The sequence below is a fragment of the Lapidilactobacillus luobeiensis genome (assembly GCF_024345205.1).
Lineage (GTDB): Bacteria > Bacillota > Bacilli > Lactobacillales > Lactobacillaceae > Lapidilactobacillus > Lapidilactobacillus luobeiensis.
Map to the genome: position 1 here is coordinate 67,029 of NZ_BROC01000006.1, position 23,727 is coordinate 90,755.

General features: G+C 41.7%; 26 protein-coding genes. All 26 read left to right on the forward strand.

Annotated features, from left to right (window positions below):
- Window positions 1–6: 6 nt before the first annotated feature.
- The 26 genes from OCU21_RS03630 to OCU21_RS03755 all read left to right on the forward strand — a co-directional run bounded on the left by OCU21_RS03630 (window position 7) and on the right by OCU21_RS03755 (window position 23,343).
- Complete coding sequence (locus OCU21_RS03630; protein WP_261806134.1) at window positions 7–1,476, forward strand: phage portal protein; 1,470 nt, start codon at window positions 7–9, stop codon at window positions 1,474–1,476.
- Entirely contained in the window at window positions 1,427–1,744 is a 318-nt protein-coding gene (locus tag OCU21_RS03635) for a ribosomal-processing cysteine protease Prp (protein ID WP_261806135.1), read from the forward strand. Before OCU21_RS03630 ends, OCU21_RS03635 begins: the two co-directional genes overlap by 50 nt.
- Before the next feature lie 5 nt (window positions 1,745–1,749).
- Complete coding sequence (locus OCU21_RS03640) at window positions 1,750–3,483, forward strand: minor capsid protein (protein WP_261806136.1); 1,734 nt, start codon at window positions 1,750–1,752, stop codon at window positions 3,481–3,483.
- Window positions 3,483–3,665 carry a hypothetical protein gene (locus tag OCU21_RS03645; protein WP_125598189.1) on the forward strand — a complete coding sequence of 61 codons (183 nt, stop codon included), beginning with the start codon at window positions 3,483–3,485 and terminating at the stop codon, window positions 3,663–3,665. Before OCU21_RS03640 ends, OCU21_RS03645 begins: the two co-directional genes overlap by 1 nt.
- A 60-nt stretch (window positions 3,666–3,725) precedes the next feature.
- Complete coding sequence (locus OCU21_RS03650; protein WP_125598192.1) at window positions 3,726–4,034, forward strand: ImmA/IrrE family metallo-endopeptidase; 309 nt, start codon at window positions 3,726–3,728, stop codon at window positions 4,032–4,034.
- Between the two features lie 235 nt (window positions 4,035–4,269).
- Window positions 4,270–4,941 carry a capsid assembly scaffolding protein Gp46 family protein gene (locus OCU21_RS03655; RefSeq protein ID WP_125598195.1) on the forward strand — a complete coding sequence of 224 codons (672 nt, stop codon included), beginning with the start codon at window positions 4,270–4,272 and terminating at the stop codon, window positions 4,939–4,941.
- Between the two features lie 19 nt (window positions 4,942–4,960).
- Window positions 4,961–5,299, forward strand: coding sequence for a hypothetical protein (locus OCU21_RS03660; protein ID WP_261806137.1), 339 nt, complete (start codon window positions 4,961–4,963; stop codon window positions 5,297–5,299).
- Between the two features lie 19 nt (window positions 5,300–5,318).
- Window positions 5,319–6,350 (forward strand): major capsid protein, encoded by a 1,032-nt coding sequence (locus tag OCU21_RS03665; protein WP_125598201.1) that lies wholly within the window; start codon window positions 5,319–5,321, stop codon window positions 6,348–6,350.
- Entirely contained in the window at window positions 6,350–6,541 is a 192-nt protein-coding gene (locus OCU21_RS03670; protein WP_191987272.1) for a conjugal transfer protein, read from the forward strand. Before OCU21_RS03665 ends, OCU21_RS03670 begins: the two co-directional genes overlap by 1 nt.
- The gene (locus OCU21_RS03675) at window positions 6,492–6,836 is read left to right on the forward strand and encodes a phage head-tail connector protein (RefSeq protein ID WP_125598205.1); all 345 of its coding nucleotides are present in this window, start codon (window positions 6,492–6,494) and stop codon (window positions 6,834–6,836) included. Before OCU21_RS03670 ends, OCU21_RS03675 begins: the two co-directional genes overlap by 50 nt.
- Window positions 6,837–6,844: 8 nt before the next feature.
- Complete coding sequence (locus OCU21_RS03680; RefSeq protein WP_125598208.1) at window positions 6,845–7,186, forward strand: hypothetical protein; 342 nt, start codon at window positions 6,845–6,847, stop codon at window positions 7,184–7,186.
- Window positions 7,186–7,728 (forward strand): HK97 gp10 family phage protein, encoded by a 543-nt coding sequence (locus tag OCU21_RS03685; protein ID WP_125598211.1) that lies wholly within the window; start codon window positions 7,186–7,188, stop codon window positions 7,726–7,728. The genes OCU21_RS03680 and OCU21_RS03685 overlap by 1 nt, the downstream gene beginning before the upstream one ends.
- 369 nt (window positions 7,729–8,097) lie before the next feature.
- A complete protein-coding gene (locus OCU21_RS03690; protein ID WP_261806138.1) occupies window positions 8,098–8,568 on the forward strand; it encodes a phage tail tube protein in 471 nt (156 codons plus the stop codon).
- Between the two features lie 77 nt (window positions 8,569–8,645).
- Window positions 8,646–9,050 carry a DUF6096 family protein gene (locus OCU21_RS03695; protein ID WP_261806139.1) on the forward strand — a complete coding sequence of 135 codons (405 nt, stop codon included), beginning with the start codon at window positions 8,646–8,648 and terminating at the stop codon, window positions 9,048–9,050.
- A gap of 14 nt (window positions 9,051–9,064) precedes the next feature.
- Window positions 9,065–9,415: a hypothetical protein gene (locus OCU21_RS03700; protein WP_261806140.1), complete on the forward strand. Its 351-nt coding sequence runs from the start codon at window positions 9,065–9,067 to the stop codon at window positions 9,413–9,415.
- 31 nt (window positions 9,416–9,446) lie between these two features.
- Window positions 9,447–14,729, forward strand: a complete 5,283-nt coding sequence (locus OCU21_RS03705; protein ID WP_261806141.1) for a hypothetical protein — start codon at window positions 9,447–9,449, stop codon at window positions 14,727–14,729.
- 14 nt (window positions 14,730–14,743) lie between these two features.
- Complete coding sequence (locus tag OCU21_RS03710; RefSeq protein WP_261806142.1) at window positions 14,744–15,106, forward strand: DUF6711 family protein; 363 nt, start codon at window positions 14,744–14,746, stop codon at window positions 15,104–15,106.
- Between the two features lie 13 nt (window positions 15,107–15,119).
- Window positions 15,120–19,352: a hypothetical protein gene (locus OCU21_RS03715; protein WP_261806143.1), complete on the forward strand. Its 4,233-nt coding sequence runs from the start codon at window positions 15,120–15,122 to the stop codon at window positions 19,350–19,352.
- A gap of 11 nt (window positions 19,353–19,363) precedes the next feature.
- The gene (locus OCU21_RS03720) at window positions 19,364–19,819 is read left to right on the forward strand and encodes a DUF1617 family protein (protein WP_125598231.1); all 456 of its coding nucleotides are present in this window, start codon (window positions 19,364–19,366) and stop codon (window positions 19,817–19,819) included.
- Window positions 19,819–20,094: a DUF6275 family protein gene (locus OCU21_RS03725; RefSeq protein WP_261806144.1), complete on the forward strand. Its 276-nt coding sequence runs from the start codon at window positions 19,819–19,821 to the stop codon at window positions 20,092–20,094. Before OCU21_RS03720 ends, OCU21_RS03725 begins: the two co-directional genes overlap by 1 nt.
- Window positions 20,095–20,343 carry a hypothetical protein gene (locus OCU21_RS03730; protein WP_261806145.1) on the forward strand — a complete coding sequence of 83 codons (249 nt, stop codon included), beginning with the start codon at window positions 20,095–20,097 and terminating at the stop codon, window positions 20,341–20,343.
- A 33-nt stretch (window positions 20,344–20,376) separates the two neighbouring features.
- Window positions 20,377–20,703 carry a hypothetical protein gene (locus OCU21_RS03735; protein WP_261806146.1) on the forward strand — a complete coding sequence of 109 codons (327 nt, stop codon included), beginning with the start codon at window positions 20,377–20,379 and terminating at the stop codon, window positions 20,701–20,703.
- An 11-nt stretch (window positions 20,704–20,714) separates the two neighbouring features.
- Window positions 20,715–21,152, forward strand: coding sequence for a phage holin (locus tag OCU21_RS03740; protein ID WP_261806147.1), 438 nt, complete (start codon window positions 20,715–20,717; stop codon window positions 21,150–21,152).
- Between the two features lie 9 nt (window positions 21,153–21,161).
- A complete protein-coding gene (locus tag OCU21_RS03745) occupies window positions 21,162–22,445 on the forward strand; it encodes a LysM peptidoglycan-binding domain-containing protein (RefSeq protein ID WP_261806148.1) in 1,284 nt (427 codons plus the stop codon).
- Between the two features lie 147 nt (window positions 22,446–22,592).
- Window positions 22,593–22,820: a hypothetical protein gene (locus OCU21_RS03750; protein ID WP_261806149.1), complete on the forward strand. Its 228-nt coding sequence runs from the start codon at window positions 22,593–22,595 to the stop codon at window positions 22,818–22,820.
- A complete protein-coding gene (locus tag OCU21_RS03755) occupies window positions 22,795–23,343 on the forward strand; it encodes a DUF2335 domain-containing protein (RefSeq protein ID WP_261806150.1) in 549 nt (182 codons plus the stop codon). Before OCU21_RS03750 ends, OCU21_RS03755 begins: the two co-directional genes overlap by 26 nt.
- Window positions 23,344–23,727 lie beyond the last annotated feature (384 nt).

Consider the following 23,727-nt stretch of genomic DNA (forward strand, 5'->3'; position numbering starts at 1 on the left):
GATAAATTGGGAGTTGCAATTGATAGAGAGCTTGCAGGTGATATCAATAATCCAAGCTTTGAAGTTATTAACTTTGCTATTGATCAGCGTAAGAATGACATCCCTCGGTTAGACCGATTGTTTAACTATTACAATGGCAAACAGCCGCTTAAGCCTGACGGTAATAACTTGCGTGTTGGTGCTGCTAACGGCAAGGAACCAAATGTCATGGTCAATCACGCTAAATATGTAACTGATATGGTCGTTGGCTTTACTACGGGTAATCCGATTAGCATTTCAGCAGCTAAAGGTAAAGATATCCAGCCAATCGATGATGTATTGCAGCGGATGGATATTAACAAGCATGATGCGGAAATGGAAAAGGATTTGTCAGTCTTTGGTGAAGCCTATGAACTTGTTTATCTGTCAAAGCTTACAGAGACCGAAACTGATGAACGCATCGAAAAAATTGACCCACGTGGCATTGTGCTTGTGACTGACGATACTGCCGAGAAGAACCCTCTTTTTGGCATTCACTTTCAGGAGAAGTTTGACTTGAAGGGTAACCAGAATGGCTTTTTGATTACTGTTTACACCGAAAAGTACATTATTAAATATCGTACTGAATCCGGAACTAATTTAAGCACGTCAAACCTAAAGAGTCCACCCAAGGTAAAGGAACATTATTTTGGGGATGTCCCAGTGATCGAGTATCGAAATAACGAGGAACGTCAAGGCGATTTTGAGCAATCAATCAAGATTATGGATGCATATAACGTTTTGCAGAGTGATCGCCTTGCCGACAAAGAGAACTTTGTTAATGCATTGCTGGTCATTTATGGTTTTACGGTTGACGAAATAAACGAGAATGAGGCTAACAAGGGTATTTTGGAGGCTCCTGCTCGTGGGACTGCTAGTGATGGAGGCGGATACGTTGAATGGTTGACCAAGACCTTCAATGAATCAGAGATTGATATTCTATCGAAATCAATCGAGAACGACATTCATAAATCGACTTACGTCCCAAACATGAACGACGAGAACTTTATGGGAAATGTCAGCGGGGAAGCCATGAAGTATAAGCTTTTTGGTCTGTTGCAGTTGCTTGTTACTAAGGAGCGTTACCTAGTTAGTGGAATCAGGCGGCGGCTTAAGTTGCTGCAAAACATCATGCTGATCAAGAGTGAACCAGTTGACGTTGATGGGGCAGATATCCATATCATCCCTAATATCCCAGTCAATATGACCGACGTGATCAATAACATCAAGAATGCGGATGGATTTGTTCCTCAACCAGTCACGTTGAGTTGGCTAACTAACACGACTTACTCAACTGCAGACATGATCAAGATGTTAGACAGTGAGGCTGACAAGAAAGCTAAACGTGCGGCTGATGCCATGGGTACCATGACCACATCAAACTTTGACAAAGAAGGAGGCAACGATAATGATTCAAGTGGTTCTGCATCACGAGGGCGACCTGACGACGCCGATTGACGGCTATCGAATTTATGGCCACGCTAATTATGCTGAGAAAGGTCAAGATATTGTGTGCGCTGCGGTGTCTGTTTTATCAGTGACGATTACTGACGAGCTGGAAGCTCCAATCATTGAGTCGCACTCTGACAATACACTGGGAGTAACTCAATTCAAGGATTGTCCCGAAAATCGTGTATTAATCAACGCATTAGAACACGGTTTACGCTCAATCCAGCGAGATTACGGTGGTTTTATCGCGGTTAACGATGCTACAGGCGGTTGGTGATGTAATTGGCAGCCAAAAAGGACAGCCTCGGATACTGGGAGCGTCGAGCAATTGAACAGGACTCAGATATGCATAAGGCCCTTAATAAGCCGGAGCAAGTCATAAACAAGGCACATCTAGCAGCGTCGAATTGGTTAACCGACCAGGTCAATCAAATTTATCGACGCTATTTTAGTGCACCCGCTATGACTGAGGCTCAAGCCAAAAAGATTCTGAGCAGCACTGTATCAGATTCTGAAATGCTTCAATTGATTCAGCTGGTCAAAGATACAAAGTCCAAGGCGGTTAAAAAGCAGCTGCAGCAATTTATCAGTGCTTATGCCGCCAAAGCCCGTATTACGCAGCTGGAATTACTTAAGTCCAAGGCGGAGATTGTTTCCAAGCAAGTAGCTCAGGTTGAACAAGACCAAATGGATAAGTTCTTCATCCCTCAAATTCAGCAGGCGTATGATCAAGCAGCTGTCGAAGCAGTGATTGGTCAGACTACTCATGATGTGCAGTTGCATTATCCTGATGCAGTTCCTAACATCCCCACCATTGACGAACAAACGCCGACTGTTGAATTTATCGACCCTAAGACTAATGAGACTGTTAAAACAGTTGAACTCGTCCCAGACAAGCCAATAACTGAGTTTAAACGTATGTCGACTAGCCAAGTTGATAAAGTAATGCGGATGAACTGGAAGGGTAGCAATTACTCAAAACGTATCTGGAAGAACACTGATTTGCTTGCTGATCAGCTCAAGGAGTTGTTTACGGCCAGGGAAATGTCAGGAATGTCCGAACGAGATATGGCTAAAGCGTTGCAGGAACGATTTGAGGTCTCAATGTTTAATGCACGACGCTTAATCAGAACCGAAGCAGCTTTCGTCAGCAATCAGGCACGGCTAATGGGATGGCGAGAGAACGGGGTTAAATCTTATGTATTGAATGCCGTTCTTGATGAGCGGACATCAAAGATTTGTCGCTTAAAGGATGGCAAACACTTTCCAATTGAAGATGCTGTCTGTGATGGACCCGATGGGAATTATCCACCGTTTCATAGCTTCTGCAGAACTGTTGCTGTAGCATATTTTGGTAAAGACACCTTTGTAGGCCAGCATTTGGTCAATAACCCAATCGGACACTCATTCGAGATGCCAGCTGGAACGACGTATCAGCAGTGGGAGAAAGCTCTGATCAACAAGTATGGCGGTCGAGATAATTACGACCGATTGCTTGCTGAAAAGCAATCTGAGACTGAAGATAGGGCATTATTTGACCAATATACACCAATACTTGGGGATGACATGACTAAAGACTTCCAAGCGTGGCAAGATCTGAGGTATAATGGTGGCAGAGATTGGCAGTTGACGAAGCTTGACTATCAGCGCAAGGAAAGGCTATTGAACAATTCTGATTTAAGATTGCCCAATGCTGACGGCGCGACTATCGATAATCGAAAATTCACCGAGTATTTATTTAATGAGAATAGTAAGTCTGGCTATCCAAAAGGCAAAATTATTTCTGAACGCTTCGGATATAGCAAAGACAACTATTTATCCTTTAAGAAAGAAATTCTCAAACGAAGTAAGAGCTATCCGGCGAAATGTAGAGGTACAAATAAATATGGCGATTCATACGAGCAAAAAATGATTTTTTATACACCCAAAGGTAAACCTTATAACCTTGTTGCGGGATGGTTAGTAGATGGAAATCAAACAAAATTAACAACAATAATGATTAAGGAGGTCAAGTGATGCAAGTCAATGAATATGACGGAGTATTATTGAAAGATGGACGCGAAGCTATTATAATCGAAAAATTCGATGATACGCATTTCATGGTCGATGCAGCACAGACTGCCGAAGAGTGGGGAATCATTGACATTACAATTGATGATATACAAAAAGTAACAACCAGATCCAGTGCAACTAAATAGCACCCGGTCACTATCGGTGATTGAGTGCTATTTTTATGCTCAAAAATCAAGGAGGGACTTATGTTAATCCCAGATAAAGTAAAAGTTGGCAGCATCACCTATCAAGTCAAGCAAGAACATATCGATAAGACAGATGATGGTTTATACCAATTTGGTGTCACCGATTACTTAAATGCCGTCATTACAATTAATTCTGATTATCCTCAAGAAAGAAAAGAACAAACATTTTTCCATGAATTAATGCACGCCGTGTTCTTTGAGTCATCTAACTCAGATCAAGCCGCAGATGAACGTTTGGTTGATTCGACTGGATTAATGCTTTATCAAGTTTTTAAGGAAAATGAGTTAGCCAATTTGAAGAAGAGCTAGGAGGTAGCATTCGTGGTATGGGTTAAGATATTGCTCTTTGTCAGCTATTTGTATTTTGGATGTAGTATTACAGATCAGAATGTTGATAATGTTGGTAAATTTGGTTCCATCATCTTAGCAACGATCTGTTTAGTGATGTGGTTTTGGTTATATGCTTTTTAAAAGTCTTATTGTCCTAAGTATGACAATTTAAACTGCTTATTTTTTATACCTAAAAATTCATAGGAGGTTAAGCATGAAGAAATACAACTTATTACTGGATTTGCAGCGTTTCGCGGATGACAGCGGATCAGATGGTGCTGGCGCTGGTGACCAGGGCAATGGCAGTCAAGGGCAAGGCGACAACGGTGCTGGTGGTGACCCTAATGGTGGCGTTGGGGATGATGGAAAACCAGTAACGCCGCCTGCAGGTCAGATCACCTTTGCGTCGCAGGCCGAATTAGATGCTGTTATCAACAAACACGTCACTGAAGCAGTCGAAAAATCCAAACAAAGCCAACAACAGCAAAAAGATTACGACAAAATGAACGACGCCGAAAAAGCCCAGTTTGATTTGAATAAAGCTCGTGAAGAACTCGCTGCCGAACGACTTAAAACTAAGTCAATGGCTAATCGCTCGCATGTTTTAGCCAAGCTTGGTGCCGACAAATTACCTACAGGGTTAATCGGTTTATTTGACAGCGTGCTTAGCAAGGATGAAGCAGACGTTGATGTGGCTTATGGCTCATTAGTCAAGACGTTCAATGCTTCCGTGCAATCTGCGGTCGATATTCGCCTTGCTGGTTCAGCCGATAAGCCGGGTGGTAACGGAGCACCAGGCCGCATTGATACTGCAGGCGAAACATTAGCCAAGCGCCGCAATGATGCCGATACAAAATCGGTTAAGGATCCATGGGAAACAAACTAATACGAGGAGGTAATTTTTTATGGTTTATGTAGACAAGACACAAAACGTATCACAAATCAATTTTCTGGTCAGTGGCCGATATCAAAGTTTCACCGAGTACGCAGATGCCAATTCCAATGGTGTTGTTGAAGAAGGTGGACGCAAGATTCTGCCAATTGGCTCTATCTTCCCATCAAACGATGCCAAGGCAAAAGGTATTACTTTGAGCACTGCTGATGTCACTAATGGCGCTGTCCCAGTCGCAGTCATGGTCGAAGGCTATGTTTTACCGCAACGTTTGGCAGCTGCACCGACTGCAGAAGCTAAAACTGCACTGGCAGGTATTAAATGGCGTGATGAAGCACCAACTGAAGCCTAAATTAAAGGAGGAAAACTAAATGCCAACAATTTATGATTTATTTACACAGGCCGATTTGATTGATTACTCAGCAAACCGACAATATAAGCCTTTCTTAGGAGACTCATTATTTCCAGCAAAACGTGTTGAAACCCTTAAGGTTGAACAATTAAGCCGGGGTTCAAAGATTCCAATTCTTGCATCAGTTGCTGCATTTAACAGTGAAGCTGAAATTGGCAGTCGGACAGCATCCAAGACGGCTTTGGAGCTTGCTTTGATTAAGCGTAAATACAAAATTGATGAAGAAGATATCATTGCTATGCGAAATCCACGGACACCGCAAGAAGCAGCTTATCTTAAAGATAAAGTATTTAATGATTTCGATGTGCTCAATCAAGGTATTTTAGGCCGTATTGAGCAGCAAACCATGGAAATGTTCAGTACTGGTAAGATTCATTTACGGGATGATGATAGTGATACCACAGCCGTCATTGATTATCAGATTCCAGAAAAGCATCAGCAAGCTCTGACCGATACTGCTTGGGATAAGGACGGTGCCGACCCAATTAAGGATCTAGAGAATTGGTGTGATGCTTTGGACATTACGCCAACTCGTGCATTAACTTCAAAGAAGATCTATCGTTTATTCACACAGAACCCTAAAGTGATTGCTGCAATTTGGGGTAAGGATTCCGGCCGTCTAGTAACACAAGCAGCATTGGACGAATTTATGCAATCAGCTGGGTTACCAGTAATTCGGACCTATGATGCTAAGTACAATATCCAACTGCCAAACGGTAAATACGCTTCGCATCGCTATTATCCAGAAGATCGCATCACTTTGTTTAACGATGATTTACAGGGTAATAAGCTGTTTGGGCCAAATCCCGACGAGGCAGAAAACATGGACGGTGTTAAAGTATCCAAGGTTGGTAATATTTTCAATACTGTTTTCACTGAAACACATGACCCTGTTGCAACCTTTGAGAAAGCTTCTGCAGTTGCATTACCATCTTTTGCTGCAGCTGATGAAGTATTCTTGGCGCAACCTATTGCGGGGGTGGCTAAATAATGAAGGTCAAGGTTAAATCAATGCCATTAAAGTATGGTGGCAGCGTCTATAAACCAGGGGCAACCCTGACAATTAAGCAGGATTACTTTAAAGAATCACTGTTTGAATGTTTAGACAAGAACGATGATGGTGGTGATACAGATGACTCAGGCAAAACTGGATCAGGAGACGCTAAAGAAGTTAAAAAGTGACCAGCTTAGTCAATTAAAAACTCAACTGGGCGTTAAAGAAGATGATAAATCGCTCGATTACTATTTCGATGATGCAATTCAAGCGGTGCTTGATTACACGAATCGAACTGAAATGGTAACTGGCCTATTTGTTTACGCTAAAAAGCTCGCGACTGTCTACTTTAATCAGCAATCGAACGAAGGTGAGACTCAGCGGACCGAAGGCAGCGTTACTCGCAGTTTTGAGGTAGGTATCCCCTTAGCTATCCGCAATAGTCTAGGCCGTTATCGTCTGGGTCGTTTTGCTAGATTGTAGGTGGTTGTTTGAGATTAAATCCAAGACAATTGCGGACTGTTTATTTGCGGCGGCGGTTAAATGGTACGGATGAAGAAGGAAATGTCATCACTGGCTACGGTGAACCCATTGAACTGCAGATGGTTATCCAACCAGCTGGCGGTCAGGTTAACGCTCAGACTTATGGTCAACGACTGGCATACATCAAAACTTGCCTTTATGTTGGCAATGAGATTAAAGAAGGTAAAGACGAGACCTCTGGAATTTGCGTCGATGTAGATAAGGACGCAAAAAAGCCCGATTACAAGATCAATGCAATTCGGACTTGGTCAGATCACCTCATAGTGATGATAGAAAGGGATGATGCCTAATGGAAGTCGAAATCGACGCTAGTCAGGTACTTGGTAACCTTGCTAAGCTGCCTGACTTGGTTGTTGAAGCAATGATGAAGGCTACTAATGAAACGTCTGAATTGGTTAAAACTCGCGCAGTTGATAACTTGAGATCGAACATGAGACACGGTAATGACCTTCAACAAAGTCTTGAAGTTGCAGATCCACAGTATTCTGATGGAAGGGTTACTGGAATGGTCTTTTCCAAAAACCCAATAGCAACTTATCGCGAATTGGGAACAGGCATTCATGGCCAGGAATCATCGAAAGATATTCCCAGCGGCTTTGTTCCAACGTATCACCAGTTACCTTGGTTTATTTACGTTGGGGATGTTGATTTAGACTTAACTGAAATATATGGTATGCGAAAAGTAGTCATAAAAGGGAAGAGCTTTTATGTTAGTTCTGGCCAACCTGCTAGGCAATTTCTTACACCTGCATTGCGTGTTACGGCCGAAAATGAATTGCCGGACATCATCAAGCAGCATTTCCAAAATGATATCCAAAAGGGGTTGGACTAAATGATATTTAATCTTAAGCCCGTGATAATGAATATCCTGAACTCCATTGATGAGTTAAAACTTAAGTCGCCATCATATCCAGCCGTCTGGTCGCAATATCCAATGGCGATATATCGGACATCTCATCAACCGGCTTTTATTAACGCTGATCATCACGAATCACAGACGTCCTGGTCAGTAACAATCGAACTCTATACAGACAACGGTAGCCTGACTGCTATCACAAATAAGCTGAGTGACGCATTTGCAGAGCTTGGCTTGTCTTGTGCCGCTAATGACGCTAATACTGCAGGGTTGAGCCGCGTTGTCTGTCAATTTAGTGCTGTGATCGATAACGATACACGGCGCGTATACGGGAGGTAATTATATATGAATTTAGATTTACAACGGTTTGCGGCCGATGCTGATGCCAGTCAAGGCTTACTTGCTACAGGCACGACACTTGGCTACAAAGTGCACGGCGATTCATCAACTGAATACACGCTTTTAGAAGACGTGAAGACGATTCCTGAAATTGGACAATCACCCGAAAAAGTTGATGTGACAGTCCTAACTGATAAAAAGAAAAAAGCAATCAACGGCCTGCAAGACTCATCTAGTTTAGCCTTTGCGTGTGTTTACAAAGGCGCTAATTTCAAGGCTGCTAATGGTATTTCAGACAATGGTAAGGTTTATGACTGGATTGTAACTTACCCAGATGGAATGACTTGTACCTTTACTGGCCAAGCTTCTATCAAAATTGGACAAGCCGGTATCAATGAGCCAATCACTTTTACAGTGACGGTTGTTGTTTCTGACGGTCCGGATTTTGTGGATGTTCCATCCGAACCCGAACCATAAAAGATTTATCAGCAAGTCATCTGTCGAAGGGTGGCTTGTTTTTGTACCTAAAAATATTTGGAAAGAGGTTTTATATTATGACAACAAAAGCAACTAAGAAAGTAACGTTCGGCGGTTTAACGTTAGGATTGCGTTTGGATGGGAATGCGATTATTCAAATCGAGCGGCGTTTAAATGAGTCAATTGTGGGCTTATTTTTATCCTCAGATGGTGGCACTAAACTACCTCCCGCAAACAAGTTATTAATTGTTTTACAAGGAGCCAATCAAGAGCATGGTGTCTCAGATGATGACATTGTTGAAGCATTTGGAAAGTTTGTCGACCAAGGCCACACCACAATGGAATTGATGGAAACAATTAACGATTTACTCGAAGATGGTGGTTATTTGGGAAAAAAAGACAAGGAAAAATCGGGGAAAGAGGAATCTGGGAAGAAAATAATTCCACTGGACGCGCCGGAAGAAACCAGCCCACTCGACTAGAAACTGTCACAGATGTGATCAATGAAATTCGGGGCCCTGCCATTGAATCGGGTATTCGGGCAGACGAATTTGAAACAATGACTCTCAACGAAATACTTGACCAAATGCATGCTTATCGTAAGCGAGACATGGATAAGCTGCGCGAAAAAGGCGTCATGGATCATAAACAGGCTGAACTAATAGCCTTTGCATTTAATGACCCGTCCAAGATGCCGTCAATCCAGGAAACCTACCCATTTTTGAAAGGGTTGTTTACCGAGGCAAAACCGAAACCACAGCAGCAATGGCAAGTTGATCAGGCCAATCTAATTATGGCCGCAAATCGAATTAAGCAGGCAAGACTTGCAAAAGAGTCTCAAAAATAGTTTTACATTTTATGTAAAAGGAGGTGGATAAATGGCAAGTAATATTGATGTTGGTGACTTACAAGCAAAGTTTGGTATTGATTTAAGTAACTTAGCAAGTCAAGTTGCCAAGGCTACCGAAATGATTAAGTCAATGACTACTAAGATAGACGAAACAACAGCAAATAGTGCCAGTAAAATGAACGAAAAAATAAATAAGGCATTTGATGCTAGTAAGGGAGCAGAAGATCTTAAAAAGAAAACTAAGGAAGCAACCGATAAGGCTGAAGATGAAGTTGATGACTTTCTTGTTTCTTTTAATGGCAAGACAGTTAAAATGGCCGATTATGCTAAGAATGGATATGAAAAATCTTTCGGAGCTGCTGTGCAGGAAGCGACTAAAGCAGGCCAGAGAATACAAAAATCGTTAGCAGCCAGCGTTCAAAAACCTGTTAAAGCAACCATTAAGACTAATACAAAAGTACCTAAGCTTTCGGAGTCTGGTATTCAACAAGACGATAGTTTACGAAAAAGCATTGAAAGGCAAAGAGTCGCGGCCAATTCTGAAATTACTAAAATGGTTCAAGATATCAATTCTAAAATGGAACAAGCAAAGGCTGCGCAACTGAAAATTCAGTCTATTATTTCTAAGAAGAATTCGATACCCAACCTTAGTACTTCTGAGAGTTATAAATTTGACAGTCAAATTGCTAGTGCTCAGGCACAAATGCATCGATATCAGAATACCGCCAAACAATTAGCAGCAAATATGCGTGACGAGTTTGGTGCTGTTCCAGATGAATTGAAGAAAATATCAGCTCAAATGACACGCAATGAAGCCCAAATAGACACACTGAGAAATCGCATTAAGTCGCTTGGGAATACTTACGAACAGCAAAAGAGCTCGATTGGCAGTTTTGCTAAAGGATTTAAGACGAGTGATAATGACACATCTTTAAAAACTAAAGCTGAAATTGACAAGCTCCGGACATCGATGAATAAATTGATATCTGAGAACGATTCTTTAGCCAGTACTTACGCTAACGCTGAGGACCGTTCTAAAAGCCTAAAGAAAGCATTGTCAGGTGTTAATACTGAACTTAAGGACCAAGTTGCTGCTAGTCGTCAGGCCAGATCAAATATGGCTAATGTTGGAAATTCAGGTAAAAATACCGGCACTAGCAAAAGGCCAAGCTTATTTAGAAGAATGGGCGATAACTTCGCCAATTTCCGAAATAAATTTAAGTCTGGTTCGTCGTCAATTAAGAATGATTCTTCTGGTATTACGTCCAGACTATCTGGTATCAATCGGACTCTTAAGATGATGTGGAGTTCTGTGTTAATTTTTGGCATTTTAGGTTCGGGCTTACAGAATTTAATGGGTAGCTTAGGCAACTCTTTGATGGTGAATCGACAGTTTGCCAACTCTCTTAATCAGATCAAGGTTAATCTAGCTACTGCTTTTTATCCGATCTATACCGCAATCATGCCAGCGTTAAATACACTAATGAACGGTCTTGCTAAAGTTACCGGCCATTTAGCTAGCTTTATCAGCATGCTGTTTGGGACAACGTTTAGCAAAGCTAAGCAAGGTGCTGCTGGTTTACAGAGCAGTATCCAAGCACTCAATCAGTCTGCTGATGGCAGTGGTGTATCAAAAACTGCTAGCGGCGCTAAAAAGTTGGCAGATAACGCTAAAGATGCGACCGATAAGGCTAAGGAATTGCAACAGTCATTGGCCGGGTTTGATGAGATCAACACGCTGCAAAAAAACAATGACTCGAGCACGTCTTCAACGCCAGATACATCAGGTTCAACTCCAAGCCTCGATGCTCCAACTGGCCTTGATTTTGGTGGTGCTACTGCTAATTATCAAACACCTATATGGCTCAAAAACCTTGCAAAAGATTTATGGGACCCTATCAAAGCTGGTTGGGATACGACTGGTAAAAAGGTAATCGCGGCGTTTAAGTATGCTTTGTCCGAAGTTAATAGCCTAGTCAAAGACATTGGCAAATCATTCCTCGAAGTCTGGGACAATGGTACCGGACAGAAGTTTATCGAGAATTTACTTGTGTTACTTGCTGATGTCTTGAATATCGTTGGTGATATTGCTAGGGCATTTAGGAAGGCTTGGAATGATGACGGTCGAGGTACTCGATTAATTCAGTCATATTTTGATGCGTTTAATCGTATCTTGACGTTACTGCATCAGATTAATCAGGCTTTTCGGGACGCATGGAATTCCGGCGTGGGCGTTTCAATCAACGAGCACATTCTAAATATCATTACTAATATCTTTAAGACCGTTGGTGCTTTAGCTGGTAAGTTTTCTGAAGCTTGGCAACATGCTGATCTGGGTCAAAAGATATTCAAAGATATCTTAGGTTTAGTTGATAAAGTATTAGGTACTCTCGATAAGATGACCGGTGCAACTGTTAATTGGGCTAAGTCACTGGACTTTACACCATTGTTGCAGTCGATTCATGGGTTACTTAAATCAATGCAACCGTTTACCCAAAATATTGGTGACGGGCTGAAATTCTTGTATGAGAAAGTCTTACTTCCTCTGGCAAGCTTTACAATCGAAAAAGTTATTCCAGATTTCTTAGACCTATTGTCAGCTGCTATTAAGGCGGTCAATGCAATCATTGAAGCACTAAAACCACTCGGTAAATGGTTCTTCGATAATTTCTTGCAACCGTTGGCTAAATATACTGGTGGGAGTTTCCATTCAGTCATTCAGGGTATCGTTGATATTCTTGATAAATTTACAAATTGGATCAAGACACACCAAAAAATTGTCGAGGGTATCACTGTTGCTTTAGCAACCTTATTTGCGTTTAAAGTTGCAACTAGTGCCTTTGATAAAGGTACTTATTTAGTAGATAAATTAGTGCGGAATATTGGCAAGTTGTTCGGCAAAGAACACGTTTTGAGAGATTTATTCGGTAAACTTACTGGCATCAATGATTTAAAGGATGGCGTCGAGAACGTTAAAATACTAGCTTCGGCCGGCTGGGACAAAATAAAGATAGGTGGGCAGCATCTAAGAAAGATTGCTAAGCTGACCTGGTCTGGTCTTAAAACTGGCGCGACGCATTTAATGAATATCGCAAAGTTATCATGGAATGGCATCAAATTGGGTGCTGGTAAGTTGAAGGATATTGCGCAATTATCTTGGTCTAGTCTTAAAGCCGCCAAGGACGATATGAAAGAAATTTGGCAAACAGCCAACCAAAATTGGCAACAATCTGGAATATTTCAATCTATGCATAGTGCCGGAGGGTTCAGCAAACTGACTACTGCAGGGAAAGTCACTAATGGACTTGTTGGTGCAGGGATAGCGGTTGATGCTGGTGTTGATATTTATTCAGCAATTAAGGCTAAGAATCCAACTAAAAAGTTTGAATCTTACGGTTCCGGTATTGGTAAAGCTATTGGCGGTGGACTCGGCATGTGGTTTGGTGGTCCACTAGGCGCAGCATTAGGATCCCAAATCGGTGGCGTCATCGGTACTTGGGGCGGTGAATCGGCCAAGAGCTTTAGTGACGGCTGGAGCGCAGTTGGCAAGGGCAAGAAACCCGATGACTGGCTTGGCGAACTCGGCTGGAACTCTCGTATTATGTCTAATAAGGTCGTTGCTTGGTGGGACGACATGAAGAAGAACAGCGATACCAAGCGTGCTGAACAACAAAAAGATGCTGATCGGCAGAATGCGGCCTTTATTAAGGGCTGGAACAGTTTCTGGGGTGATGTTGGTGACAAGGTTCAAAAGACTTGGGACGATACCAAAAAGACTACTTCAACTTGGGGTACTAACTTCAACAAGTGGCGTTCAAACTTTGGTAGAGATTTCAAAAAGGGCTGGGACGAGACTTGGGAAAAGGTTGGCTCGAAGCTCAAGAAAACTTGGGACGATGCGAAAACCAATACCGAAACCACTTGGTCTAATATCAAGACCGGTATAGGCACAGCAGGTAGCAACATCAAAACCAACATGGAAACTTGGTCGGGTCAGGCCAAAGATAAAGTCATCGGCGCTTGGAAAACTATGAAGACCAAGGGTGACCCTTACTTCAAGGGTATTAAAGATACTGCCAAATCTGCTTTTGATACTGTAGGCGGCTGGGCAAGCGGTCTTGGTGAAAAAATTGGCGGCGGTTTATCTAGAGGCTTCGAAGCAGTTAAACGAGGTGCCGCATCAATTGCTAATGGCATTATTGGCCCAGTTGGTACTGCTGTTAATGGTGTAATATCTGGTATTAACTGGGTCTTGGGTAAAGTTGGCGCCGGCAGTCACGCTTTAGTTAAATGGCATGTTCCTAAGTTTGCTCAAGGTGGCTATCACAAAGGCGGTCTCGCCCTAGTCAACGACGCTCCCGGGCAAAACTACCGAGAGATGTTTAAACTTCCAAATGGTCGACGTGGAATGTTTCCTGCACAACGTAATATGCTTGTTGACTTACCAGCTGGCACTCAAGTGTTAGATGGTAATCGTACAGCTCAAATTCCACATTATGCTAGCGGAATCTTTGGCAGCGACTTTATGAATAGCTTCAACATTGATTTTGGTAACATCTTTAGCGGAGTCAGTTCAAGCATTAGCTCGGCTATTGATGACGTCAAAGACTTTACCAAGGGCGTTTGGCAATATGTTACTCACCCGATTGACTTGATTTCTCAGGGTATTGGCAAGTTCTTCAGTCTACCATCTGGTTTGGCTGGTAGCATTTCTGGCGGAGCGATGGACCTCATCAAAAATGGTTCAGTTGACTGGATTAGAGATTTCATCAAATCGAATGCTCCTAAGAAAAAGAAGAAGAAAAAGTCCAAGAAGTCGTCTGGTAAATCCGGCGGCTTATTCGATTTTGACTTCGACTTTGAAAATTTGTTTGGCTTTGCAGACGGTGGCTTCTTGAATAAAGAAGGTCTGTACAAAATGGGTGAGGGCAATCTATCAGAGATGGTAGTGCCATTAACCAAACCAGCACGTGCAGTTGAGTTGATGAAGCAAGGATTGAAAGTGATGAACTTATCCGGAATGGAGTTAGCAGCGCCAGATATGGCAACTAACAATCTCGCAGACTCGATCAGTACTAGTTTTAATGGTGGTGGTCAATCAGGTGTTGGCAGCATGACGTCTACTGCAGACATGCAGTCGATTATTGTTGCGGCAATCTTGGAGGCTATGGCTGAACTCAAACGTACTAGTGGCTCTAATGATGATCAGACTATCAACATGAATGTTGACGGTGATCGTCTTGCAGATATCGTAATCAAGGTGTTGAACAAGAAGTTTATCAAATTAGGCTTTAATCCATTGAATATATAAAGGGAGTGGTGCTTATGGTGGTGGCATTTGCCATTGGCGGAGTTAACGTTAAAACGCCTAAATCATTTAATGCAGCTATACAAGATATTGACGGAAATACAACTCGTAATGCATTAGGTAATATGCATCGTGATCGGATTACGACTAAACGTAAGTTATCAATTGCTTGGGGTCCGCTGTCAAATGAGGAATGTTCTCAGATTCTACAGGCAGCAGCGGGACAGTTTTTCTCAGTTACTTATCCTGATCCAATGACTGGTGCCTCACGCACTGGACAGTTTTACGCTGGTGACCGAAGCGCTCCTGCATACAGTTGGAATGAGCAATATCAGTCAATTATGTGGCAGGGCTTGAGTTTTGACCTAATTGAACAGTAGGAGGTGATAATGATTGTTAAGCGAAACAACCGCGGTCCGTAATGCATGGGCCGCACTAGAAAGAGAATTACAGTTGAGAATTACGATTAACGACCAGACATTCAGTACCGAAGACATCACCGACTTTTCGTATGATGCCGGAGCAATGAATGGTGAGTCGTTAACGCTTGGATCAGCTTATGCGAACTCAATTAAAATCACGTTTTCGCATATCGTTGAAAATTTAAAATTGCAAGACAAAATAACGCCTGAAATTGGTATCAAACTCCCTGATGATTCTTGGAGCTACACCAAATTAGGCGTTTTTATTATCGACTCGGAGGTCAAACAAGACCGCAACAATGGGCAAACATCACTGTCTGCCACTGATAATATGATCATGCTTAGCGGTATTTACTCGCCTAAGATTGCTTATCCAACTGGTGTGATTGAGGCAATCACTGATATTGCTAATCAGGCAGGCGTCAAACTCAACGAGGCCAACATTGCTCGACTGACTGACACCACTGTCGGTGCTCTCGGCAAAGATGTGACTTATCGACAAGCGATTGGTTATGTAGCTCAGATTGCTGGTGGGTTTGCTCAGTTTAATCGTGACGGACTGTTGGATATCAGAGGTTTAGAAGATCCTAACTTTAGGATTACACCAGACTGTTACATGTCCAAAGGATTGACCAAAAATGAAACCTTTTATCGCATTGGCGGCATGCAAGCTGAGGTCACAACGACTCAAACTGATAACGATGGCAACGAAAATCAAGAGACCGTCAACCTGCAGTCTGGTAGTCCAAGTGGCTCTCAGATTAAGATAACTAACCCCGCAATGACTCAGCAGCTGCTTGATCAACTGTATGAGCAGTATGCAGATATTAGCTTTTATCCTTTTAGTCTTGAATGGTTTGCTGACCCGAATCTTGAAGCCGGCGATTGGGTAACGATTGTCGATAACAAAGGCAATGAGTTTAAAATACCAGCGCTAGGCTTAACGCTAAGTTTTAATGGTGGTCTTTCTGGCACGCTTAAAGCAGACACGACAGTCACATCGCAAACAACATTTGCATACAGTGGACAACTGAGTCAGGCAGTTACTAAGCTGCATAATGATTTCAAAAATATAGCGGGCAACCACATATACAAGGGCATTGACCAACCTTTATTTGCCAAAAAAGGCGACCTATGGTATCAGTCAGTTGGACCGGATATAGTGATGAAAGTTTATCAGTTTGACCCAGAGACAGGACTCTACTCATGGGTCGAGGTTGGTTCAACTAAGCCGAGTCGCGAATTATCCGATCAAATGGATCGGGTCAAAAAGGATATCACTGACCAGACAGCTAAGGTTGATGACGCGGTGACCAATGCTAATACAGCAGTCGCTAGCAGTGACTTAGCAACTAAAACAGCCAATGCTGCCAAGCAATCGGCAGCTGATGCTGTTACCGTGTCAAATCAGGCTAATTTAATCGCGTCACAAGCGCAGGCGTCTGCCTTAACAGCTAGCACTGATGCTTTAACTGCTCTAAATAACGGTAAGACTGCAATCACCAATGCTAAAACAGCACTAGATAGCTCAGCCGCTACTGGTAAATCAGTAACTAGTCTAGTTACCAAAGTTGATGATATTGCAGGAACTATCTCGACTTTAGCAACCCAAAAGACTGTTGATGCTATCAACAAGACTGTATCTGATAACACGCTAAAACTAGCTGCCACCGCCACAACCGCCCAATTGCAAGCGACTCAAAAACAAGTCGACACAATTAACGGCACCGTCACCAATCAAGGCCTAACAATCAACGCCTTATCCAGCGGCCTAACCGCAAAAGCTGATAAAACCGACGTTAATACTGTGACTGGCGACGTTAGCAAGCTTAAAAATACAGTTGATTTACAGGCCAATCAATTATCAGCCAAGTTAGAGCGCACAGACGTGACGTCGATGCTGAGTGGTTACGCGACGCAAAGTTACACAAATACTCAGATTAATGCCAAGGCCGGTGAATTATCCGCAAGTGTTAGCCAAGTCCAAAGTAATCTTGATAAACTCCAAATTGGCGGTAGAAATTTAATAACCGGGACTAGCACGCCAATGATCATCAATGCCACAGCTGACAATAATTATTATTACAAGGTTATTTACACAAAACTCGTCCCGGGGGTCACTTACACTTTTAGTGCTGATGTTACAGATAATAATAGTAACGTTGCTGGTGTTTTGGTTTATCGCAAGAAGCATTATGGCGGCTACCTTGCAGGTAATGAGCAAACACCAATCAAAGATGGCAAAGTTAAGATTACCTTTACATGTCCTGATGAGGGTGCTGAATTATTATTGTATCCAGGACCATGGGGCAAAGTAGCGGGTATGTCTGCAACTTTTAAACATATGCAGCTGGAAAAAGGCAATGTCGCTACTGATTGGTCGCCAGCTCCTGAGGATAAGGCACAGCAGTCAGACTTCTCAAGTTTGAAGCAAACCTTGCAGGGTTTCCAGACGACCGTTAATAGCTCGATATCTGGATTACAAAGTCAGCAAACACAAATTGCAGGTCAGATTACGAGTACAGTGTCATCGATTGCTAATATCAATAAGCAGCTTGATTGGCAAACAATTGCTGGCGGTGATTTGAACACCTTTAAAACTCCCGGTAGATATTTGATTACTGGTACTATGACAAATGCCCCGGTAATCTCGTATGCATATCTAATTGTTGAAAAAGTCGATTCATTACGTGTACGGCAAATGATAACTAATGATTCTAACTCAAAACAATTTACTAGATTGTTTGCATCTAGTGGGTGGACGGATTGGACAGAAGGAGCAACGTCTTCTCAAATCACTCAACTTCAAGACCAAATCAATCTCCGGGTGACCAAAGACAACTTGATCAGCCAAATCAACTTATCTGCTGGTTCGACCCTAATCCAATCAAACAAGATATACTTGTCTGCTGCTTCGACGGTGTTTAGCGGCTCAGCATTTATCCCTGCGGCCAGCATCAAAGACCTAACAGCCGATTACATCAAAGCCGGCACGCTCGACGCCAGCAAGGTTAATCTGATTAGTGTCAATGCCGCTAGTATCACAGCTGGGATTATTACTGGAGCTAACTTGAGTATTAATCTCGACTCTGGAGAGATTCTCTTTCAAAAGGGATCTATCAAATCTGTACCGGGCCGATGGAACAACGTTCTTGATATTGAAATTGAAGATGGAACATTTTCTCAGGCTGATTACCGAGGTAATGGTGTTCGATTTCAGGATGGCAGCATTTATATGACTAGAGATGTTCTCAATTGGAAGTCTGATAATAAGGGAGTTAAGGGTAAAGTTGATTACGGAACAGTCCGATATAGCAGCTCATTTCTTAATGATGTGCCCGGCATGATGATATATGGAAGTGAAGGTATCGTTGTCGGAACATCAAATTACACAACAATCAGTCCTTTTCAATCTATTTGGTCTATTAGTGGATCAGGAATGTCCGCTGGTCAGCAAGGTTTGGCGCTTGGTTCTTCGGAAAAAGTCGTCATCGCAAGTGGTCAGCAATATGATGTATGGGCCGCCACATATAAGCCAACAATAATGGTGGGAACAACCAATAGCTACAGTGCACCCGGCGACTGGACTGCGGGAGGTTCTAATGATCTGGCGGGAAATGGAATAAGTTTACTAGCCAAATCCATTGTTCTTAATGTGAAAGACTCAGTTGGTGGTAACGCAATGGGTAACGCCAAGATGGGAGGTCTTGCACTAGCCTGTGATGGCCGTTCAGGGTATGTATTAAGTGCAACGACTTACGAGAGAACTTATTCCGGTAGTGCCAATATGATTATTACCGGAAATGGTGTTTATGGTCGGGTAACATCAGCCCGTAAGTATAAGCTGCTCGATCATGACGCGGAAACAGTAATTGACCATGCTAAACACATCCTAGATATCAATCCCAAGCAGTGGTTTGACAAGGCCGAGGTTGAAACAATATCTCAATCGTTAACTAATTCGACTGAGGATAAACTTTTAGGTGATTACAAGTTCCAGCAGTATTACGGTTTTATCGCTGATGACTTTCACGATGCTGGTTTGGACGAGGTTGTGCAATTCAAGAATGGTGAAGTTGATAGCCTTGCCTATGACCGTATCCCAATGTATCACAATGTAATACTTAAAGATCATGAGACCAGAATTCAAAAACTAGAGCGAGAAAACAAAGAGCTAAAGCAGCAGCTTGCTGCTATATCTTAGGAGGATGAAACATGAAAATTACTTTGAAGAATGTTTATTTGGTGCCATCAATTAATCTGTTACAGAAGATGAGCTTGAAGGGGCAAGACACCTTAGCCCGTTCGAAGTTTGTAAAATTGCTCAAGAAATCTTTAGACGATTTGGCTGAAGCAGAGCAAGAACTTGTCAATGAATATGGTGCTCGTAAGGATAACTCGTTGCCGGTCAGTGATGACAATCCGTTGATTACCAAACCAGATGGTAATGCAGAAATTCAGCCAAGCAAGAAATTAGAATTCAACAAGGTGCATGCCGATTTGCTGAGTCAAGAAGCTGAAATCCAAGGCGGTACTTATGTTAATCACATCGACGATATCAAACGAATTCTTAAAGAATACGGGGATAAAACAGAATTAAGTAATGCTGATGCTGAAGCCTATCTCGAATTGACAGAAGCATTCTCTAACGCAACTAAGGAGGATAAGTAATGAATGCTGATGAATTCTTCCGTAAGGGCAAACAAATGGTCACTGATTATGTTAATGATCATCTAGATAAAAGTGACGGTAAACAGATCACACCAGATAACGTTTACATTGTTTGGTCTAGCAAGACTCTCCAAAACAGTAAGGCATTGCTAAGCACGACGTTGTTCGATGGAATGTATTATGAGCTCACTTTTAATGGTGACGCAGACGAGTTTTATTTGGATGCATATAAGAAATTTGACAATAAAGCAATCAAAAATTGGGAGGATAAATAAATGCTAACAACTAGTAAATCATTAAGTATTTCTGGCCAATCATCAATCAGTGGCCAACAGGTGATGAACTTCTCCGCTACTATTGACCAGGGTAACGGTCGTAGCAATATCACACAGGCTGTTTTAAACAAGGACTTGTACGATTCAAACAAGACCGAAGTGCGTAAAGACGCCGCAGACTTTACTGATTTAGTTTATGATCAGGAAGATAAGATGGCAGAATCTGACAAAGCTGACACGGCCTCCTAGGTCGTTTTAACTATTTAGGGAGGAGATGGTTAATTGGACTTAGAAAAGACCGTGACAGAGCACGGTAAGCAAATTGACAAGCACACTGAGCGGCTTAACGATGTCGAAAAGGATGTGCAGGAATTAAAGCAAGATTTGCGCGTTGGCCTTGATCGTGTTGATCAGTCAAATCGATATTTGCGCGAACAGAACAACGTAATCTTGAAAGAGGTCATCACGAAAAATAAAACATCAGAACAACATGACTTCGCTCTTACCAAATTAGCCAAAGACAATCAGATTAAAATGTTTGGCATGATATTTGGTACGGGCGGAGTCATTGTTTTAATCATCAATCTATTAATGAAGTTATTCCATTAGGAGGAAAAATAATGAAAGATTTAGCACAGTTAGTATTATCGATTGCAGTGGCAGTGATTCCCGTTGTCGGCGTCTGGGTATCCCAGCAAATTATCAAGAACAAGAAGGCATTAGCATTCATGCAGGCACTAATTCCACTGGCAGAATCGGCGGTGGTTGCCGCTGAAAAGCTTGGCGTAACCCAAAAGCTGACGGGCGGCGCTAAAAAGGATAAGGCAGTCCGGTTTGTTATTGACGGGCTTAAGTCACTTGGGTTCAACGATGCTGATAAGGCTACAATTTGTAACGCCGTCGAGAAGGCTTTTGCTGAGTCAAAAGAACAAATTGAGGCTGTCTATGACACTCAATTTACGAGTGGCTTCGGTTTACAGGCACAGGTTGATAATTTATCATGGACAGTCGCGAATCAGCAGGATGTCATTGCCCATACAGCGGGATATGATAAATAGGAGGCAGTTATGAAATTTAAAAAGAAATTAGTCTTGGCCGTCACATTAATTGTGGCGGCTATTTTTATGGCCATGCCCACTAATAATGTGAGTGCAGCAAAAGGTGACCATGGAGTTGACTGGAGTAAATACCAAGGAGCTAACGGTGTTTACGGGTACCAGCGTGATAAATTCGTAATTAGCCAAGTTGGCGGCTACTACAACGGTAGCTTTGTTGATCAATGGACTTACAAGACGCAAGTATCGTCGGCAATCGCTGCGGGTAAGCGAGCTCACACTTATATCTACAGTCGATTTACTGGACGTCAGCAAGCCGATCAGATGCTTAATTACTATTTGCCAAAGGTACAGACTCCTAAAGGCTCAATTGTCGCCTTAGACGTTGAGGATGGTTATCCAGATACAGACTCGGTTTTGTATGCTTTAGGCCGAGTTAAAGCTGCTGGTTACACAGCAATGTTATATGGTTACAAGTCTTTCCTAACTTCGCATTTAAGCTTAAGCACAATTGCTAGTCAGTACCCACTCTGGATGGCCGAGTATCCTAATTATGCTGTGACACCGACACCTAATTACAATTACTTCCCAAGTTTTAGTAATATCGGAATATTCCAATTTACTTCGACTTATATTGCTGGTGGTCTCGATGGTAATATTGATTTAACCGGCGTTACTGATAATGGCTATGGCGGTAATATTAAAACCAATTCAGGAAAAGTCGTTGTTAAACCAAATTCAACGACTTCTGCAATTAATGTGGGGCAATCTGCAAATAATACTGCTAAAGCAAACATCAAGTCGGGTGATACTGTAAAAGTTAACTTAACTGCCACTAAATGGGCAAACGGTGTGGGAATAGCAACATGGGTCCTCGGCAAGACTTATACTGTTCAGCAGATTGGTTCCGGTAAAGTGTTGTTAGCTGGCATTTTATCCTGGGCTAAGATTGCAGATGTTGAGATCCTATCAGTTGGTCAACCAGTCACAGGTGCAGCAACTTATACAGTTAAGTCTGGAGATAGTTGGTGGTTGATCGCAAATAAGCATGGGCTGAACATGTACGCGCTGGCAAGTTTCAATGGCCGGACGATCAACTCGATGTTGCATCCTGGACAAGTCATCAGATTATCAGGGGCGCAAACGGTGAGCCACACTTATTACACCGTAAAGTCTGGTGATTCGTTCTGGTCAATTGCTAAGAAATACGGTATCAACATGAATAAGTTAGCAAGTCAGAATAAATTGACAATCAAATCTGTTATTTATCCTGGTCAGAAATTGCTGATCAAGTAATGTTTAAGCCTACCTCCAATTTAGGAGATAGGTTTATTTTTTTGCGCAAAAAACAAGAATAGTTGGATTTGTGTAATAAATAAAATGATTTTTAACTATTTCTGTAAGGACGATGATATAATATGAAATAGTTAAGGAGGGATTAACATGCAAAATTTTAATTTCATTAAAGCAATGGAAGTATCCCAAATTTTAAATCCGGTAACCTATATTACTAAACTAATGGCACGACTAGTTGGTGGAACACAGCGTTCGCCCAAGTTTTCGCAAAATGCACGTGATAGTGAGAAAGCTATTCGCGAAGATTGGTTACGTGTTGGAAATGACATGAGAAGCGGAGTTTTGGAATATGACCGAAAACTCATTAAAAAGTAATCAGGAAACTGAGAATGCTATCACCGAAGATACAGACGATAGTAGTATTGAAGGGAATTTACCAACATCTGATCAGGAGCTTTTGGACAAAGTTCAAGCGTTACCTAAAGAACGAAAACGAGAAATGGTTGCTCACTTAGAAATGTATTCTGGCCCGATTCCTCATCCGAGTATTTTAAAAGGTTATGAAGAACTCGATGCAGGAGCAGCAAAAGCAATAATAGAAAACGGCTTAGCGGAATCAGATCATCGTCGTAATTTAGAAACAAAAAGGCAAAAACGAAGGGGAAACCTTGCATATATAATGCTTATTGGTAGCTTGGCTTTGTGTGCACTATTTATTCTTGGGTCTTTTATGTTAATTATGCGAGGACATACAATTGTTGGTAGTATATTTGGTGGTACAGGTTTTGTAATCTTAATAGGAAGTATGATTTCACTGGTTAATGATTTGACTGTTAATAGTGATTTACACGCGCATGATCACGAAAAAAGCGAAGCTGAAAAACAAAAAGAAGATTGATTTAAAAATCTAATAAGATAGTTTCAATGTTTCGATCTATAGGCAATTTTCGGCATTAGCCTTACTCTTGATTGAGTGGGGCTTTTTGTTTTGAAAAAACAATCTAGATAAATTTTTAAATTTAAGAATAAAGTTATTAACAACTTGAATAAAATAACGTAGATAATAAGTAGCAAAATTCGGCTAAACTTCTGAATTTTGCTATTTTTTTAACAAAAACATCTTGTATGTTATTCAATATATTAACAGGCTTATCCACAACATATGGTTTTAAACAGCTTGCAAATTATAAATATGGTGGCCATAATATAGGTATGTTTTAATTAAATGATAAGCCGAAAAAAATTATTAAATAATAGTTTAGACTCAATACAACATTAACGC

What these genes read in the sequence shown, in the direction of transcription:
- OCU21_RS03635 (WP_261806135.1), top strand. Translation starts at nt 1,427, where the DNA reads ATGATTCAAGTGGTTCTGCATCACGAGGGCGACCTGACGACGCCGATT.
- OCU21_RS03645 (WP_125598189.1), top strand. Translation starts at nt 3,483, where the DNA reads ATGCAAGTCAATGAATATGACGGAGTATTATTGAAAGATGGACGCGAA.
- OCU21_RS03650 (WP_125598192.1), top strand. Translation starts at nt 3,726, where the DNA reads ATGTTAATCCCAGATAAAGTAAAAGTTGGCAGCATCACCTATCAAGTC.
- OCU21_RS03655 (WP_125598195.1), top strand. Translation starts at nt 4,270, where the DNA reads ATGAAGAAATACAACTTATTACTGGATTTGCAGCGTTTCGCGGATGAC.
- OCU21_RS03660 (WP_261806137.1), top strand. Translation starts at nt 4,961, where the DNA reads ATGGTTTATGTAGACAAGACACAAAACGTATCACAAATCAATTTTCTG.
- OCU21_RS03665 (WP_125598201.1), top strand. Translation starts at nt 5,319, where the DNA reads ATGCCAACAATTTATGATTTATTTACACAGGCCGATTTGATTGATTAC.
- OCU21_RS03670 (WP_191987272.1), top strand. Translation starts at nt 6,350, where the DNA reads ATGAAGGTCAAGGTTAAATCAATGCCATTAAAGTATGGTGGCAGCGTC.
- OCU21_RS03675 (WP_125598205.1), top strand. Translation starts at nt 6,492, where the DNA reads ATGACTCAGGCAAAACTGGATCAGGAGACGCTAAAGAAGTTAAAAAGT.
- OCU21_RS03685 (WP_125598211.1), top strand. Translation starts at nt 7,186, where the DNA reads ATGGAAGTCGAAATCGACGCTAGTCAGGTACTTGGTAACCTTGCTAAG.
- OCU21_RS03690 (WP_261806138.1), top strand. Translation starts at nt 8,098, where the DNA reads ATGAATTTAGATTTACAACGGTTTGCGGCCGATGCTGATGCCAGTCAA.
- OCU21_RS03695 (WP_261806139.1), top strand. Translation starts at nt 8,646, where the DNA reads ATGACAACAAAAGCAACTAAGAAAGTAACGTTCGGCGGTTTAACGTTA.
- OCU21_RS03705 (WP_261806141.1), top strand. Translation starts at nt 9,447, where the DNA reads ATGGCAAGTAATATTGATGTTGGTGACTTACAAGCAAAGTTTGGTATT.
- OCU21_RS03710 (WP_261806142.1), top strand. Translation starts at nt 14,744, where the DNA reads ATGGTGGTGGCATTTGCCATTGGCGGAGTTAACGTTAAAACGCCTAAA.
- OCU21_RS03720 (WP_125598231.1), top strand. Translation starts at nt 19,364, where the DNA reads ATGAAAATTACTTTGAAGAATGTTTATTTGGTGCCATCAATTAATCTG.
- OCU21_RS03725 (WP_261806144.1), top strand. Translation starts at nt 19,819, where the DNA reads ATGAATGCTGATGAATTCTTCCGTAAGGGCAAACAAATGGTCACTGAT.
- OCU21_RS03730 (WP_261806145.1), top strand. Translation starts at nt 20,095, where the DNA reads ATGCTAACAACTAGTAAATCATTAAGTATTTCTGGCCAATCATCAATC.
- OCU21_RS03740 (WP_261806147.1), top strand. Translation starts at nt 20,715, where the DNA reads ATGAAAGATTTAGCACAGTTAGTATTATCGATTGCAGTGGCAGTGATT.
- OCU21_RS03745 (WP_261806148.1), top strand. Translation starts at nt 21,162, where the DNA reads ATGAAATTTAAAAAGAAATTAGTCTTGGCCGTCACATTAATTGTGGCG.
- OCU21_RS03750 (WP_261806149.1), top strand. Translation starts at nt 22,593, where the DNA reads ATGCAAAATTTTAATTTCATTAAAGCAATGGAAGTATCCCAAATTTTA.
- OCU21_RS03755 (WP_261806150.1), top strand. Translation starts at nt 22,795, where the DNA reads ATGACCGAAAACTCATTAAAAAGTAATCAGGAAACTGAGAATGCTATC.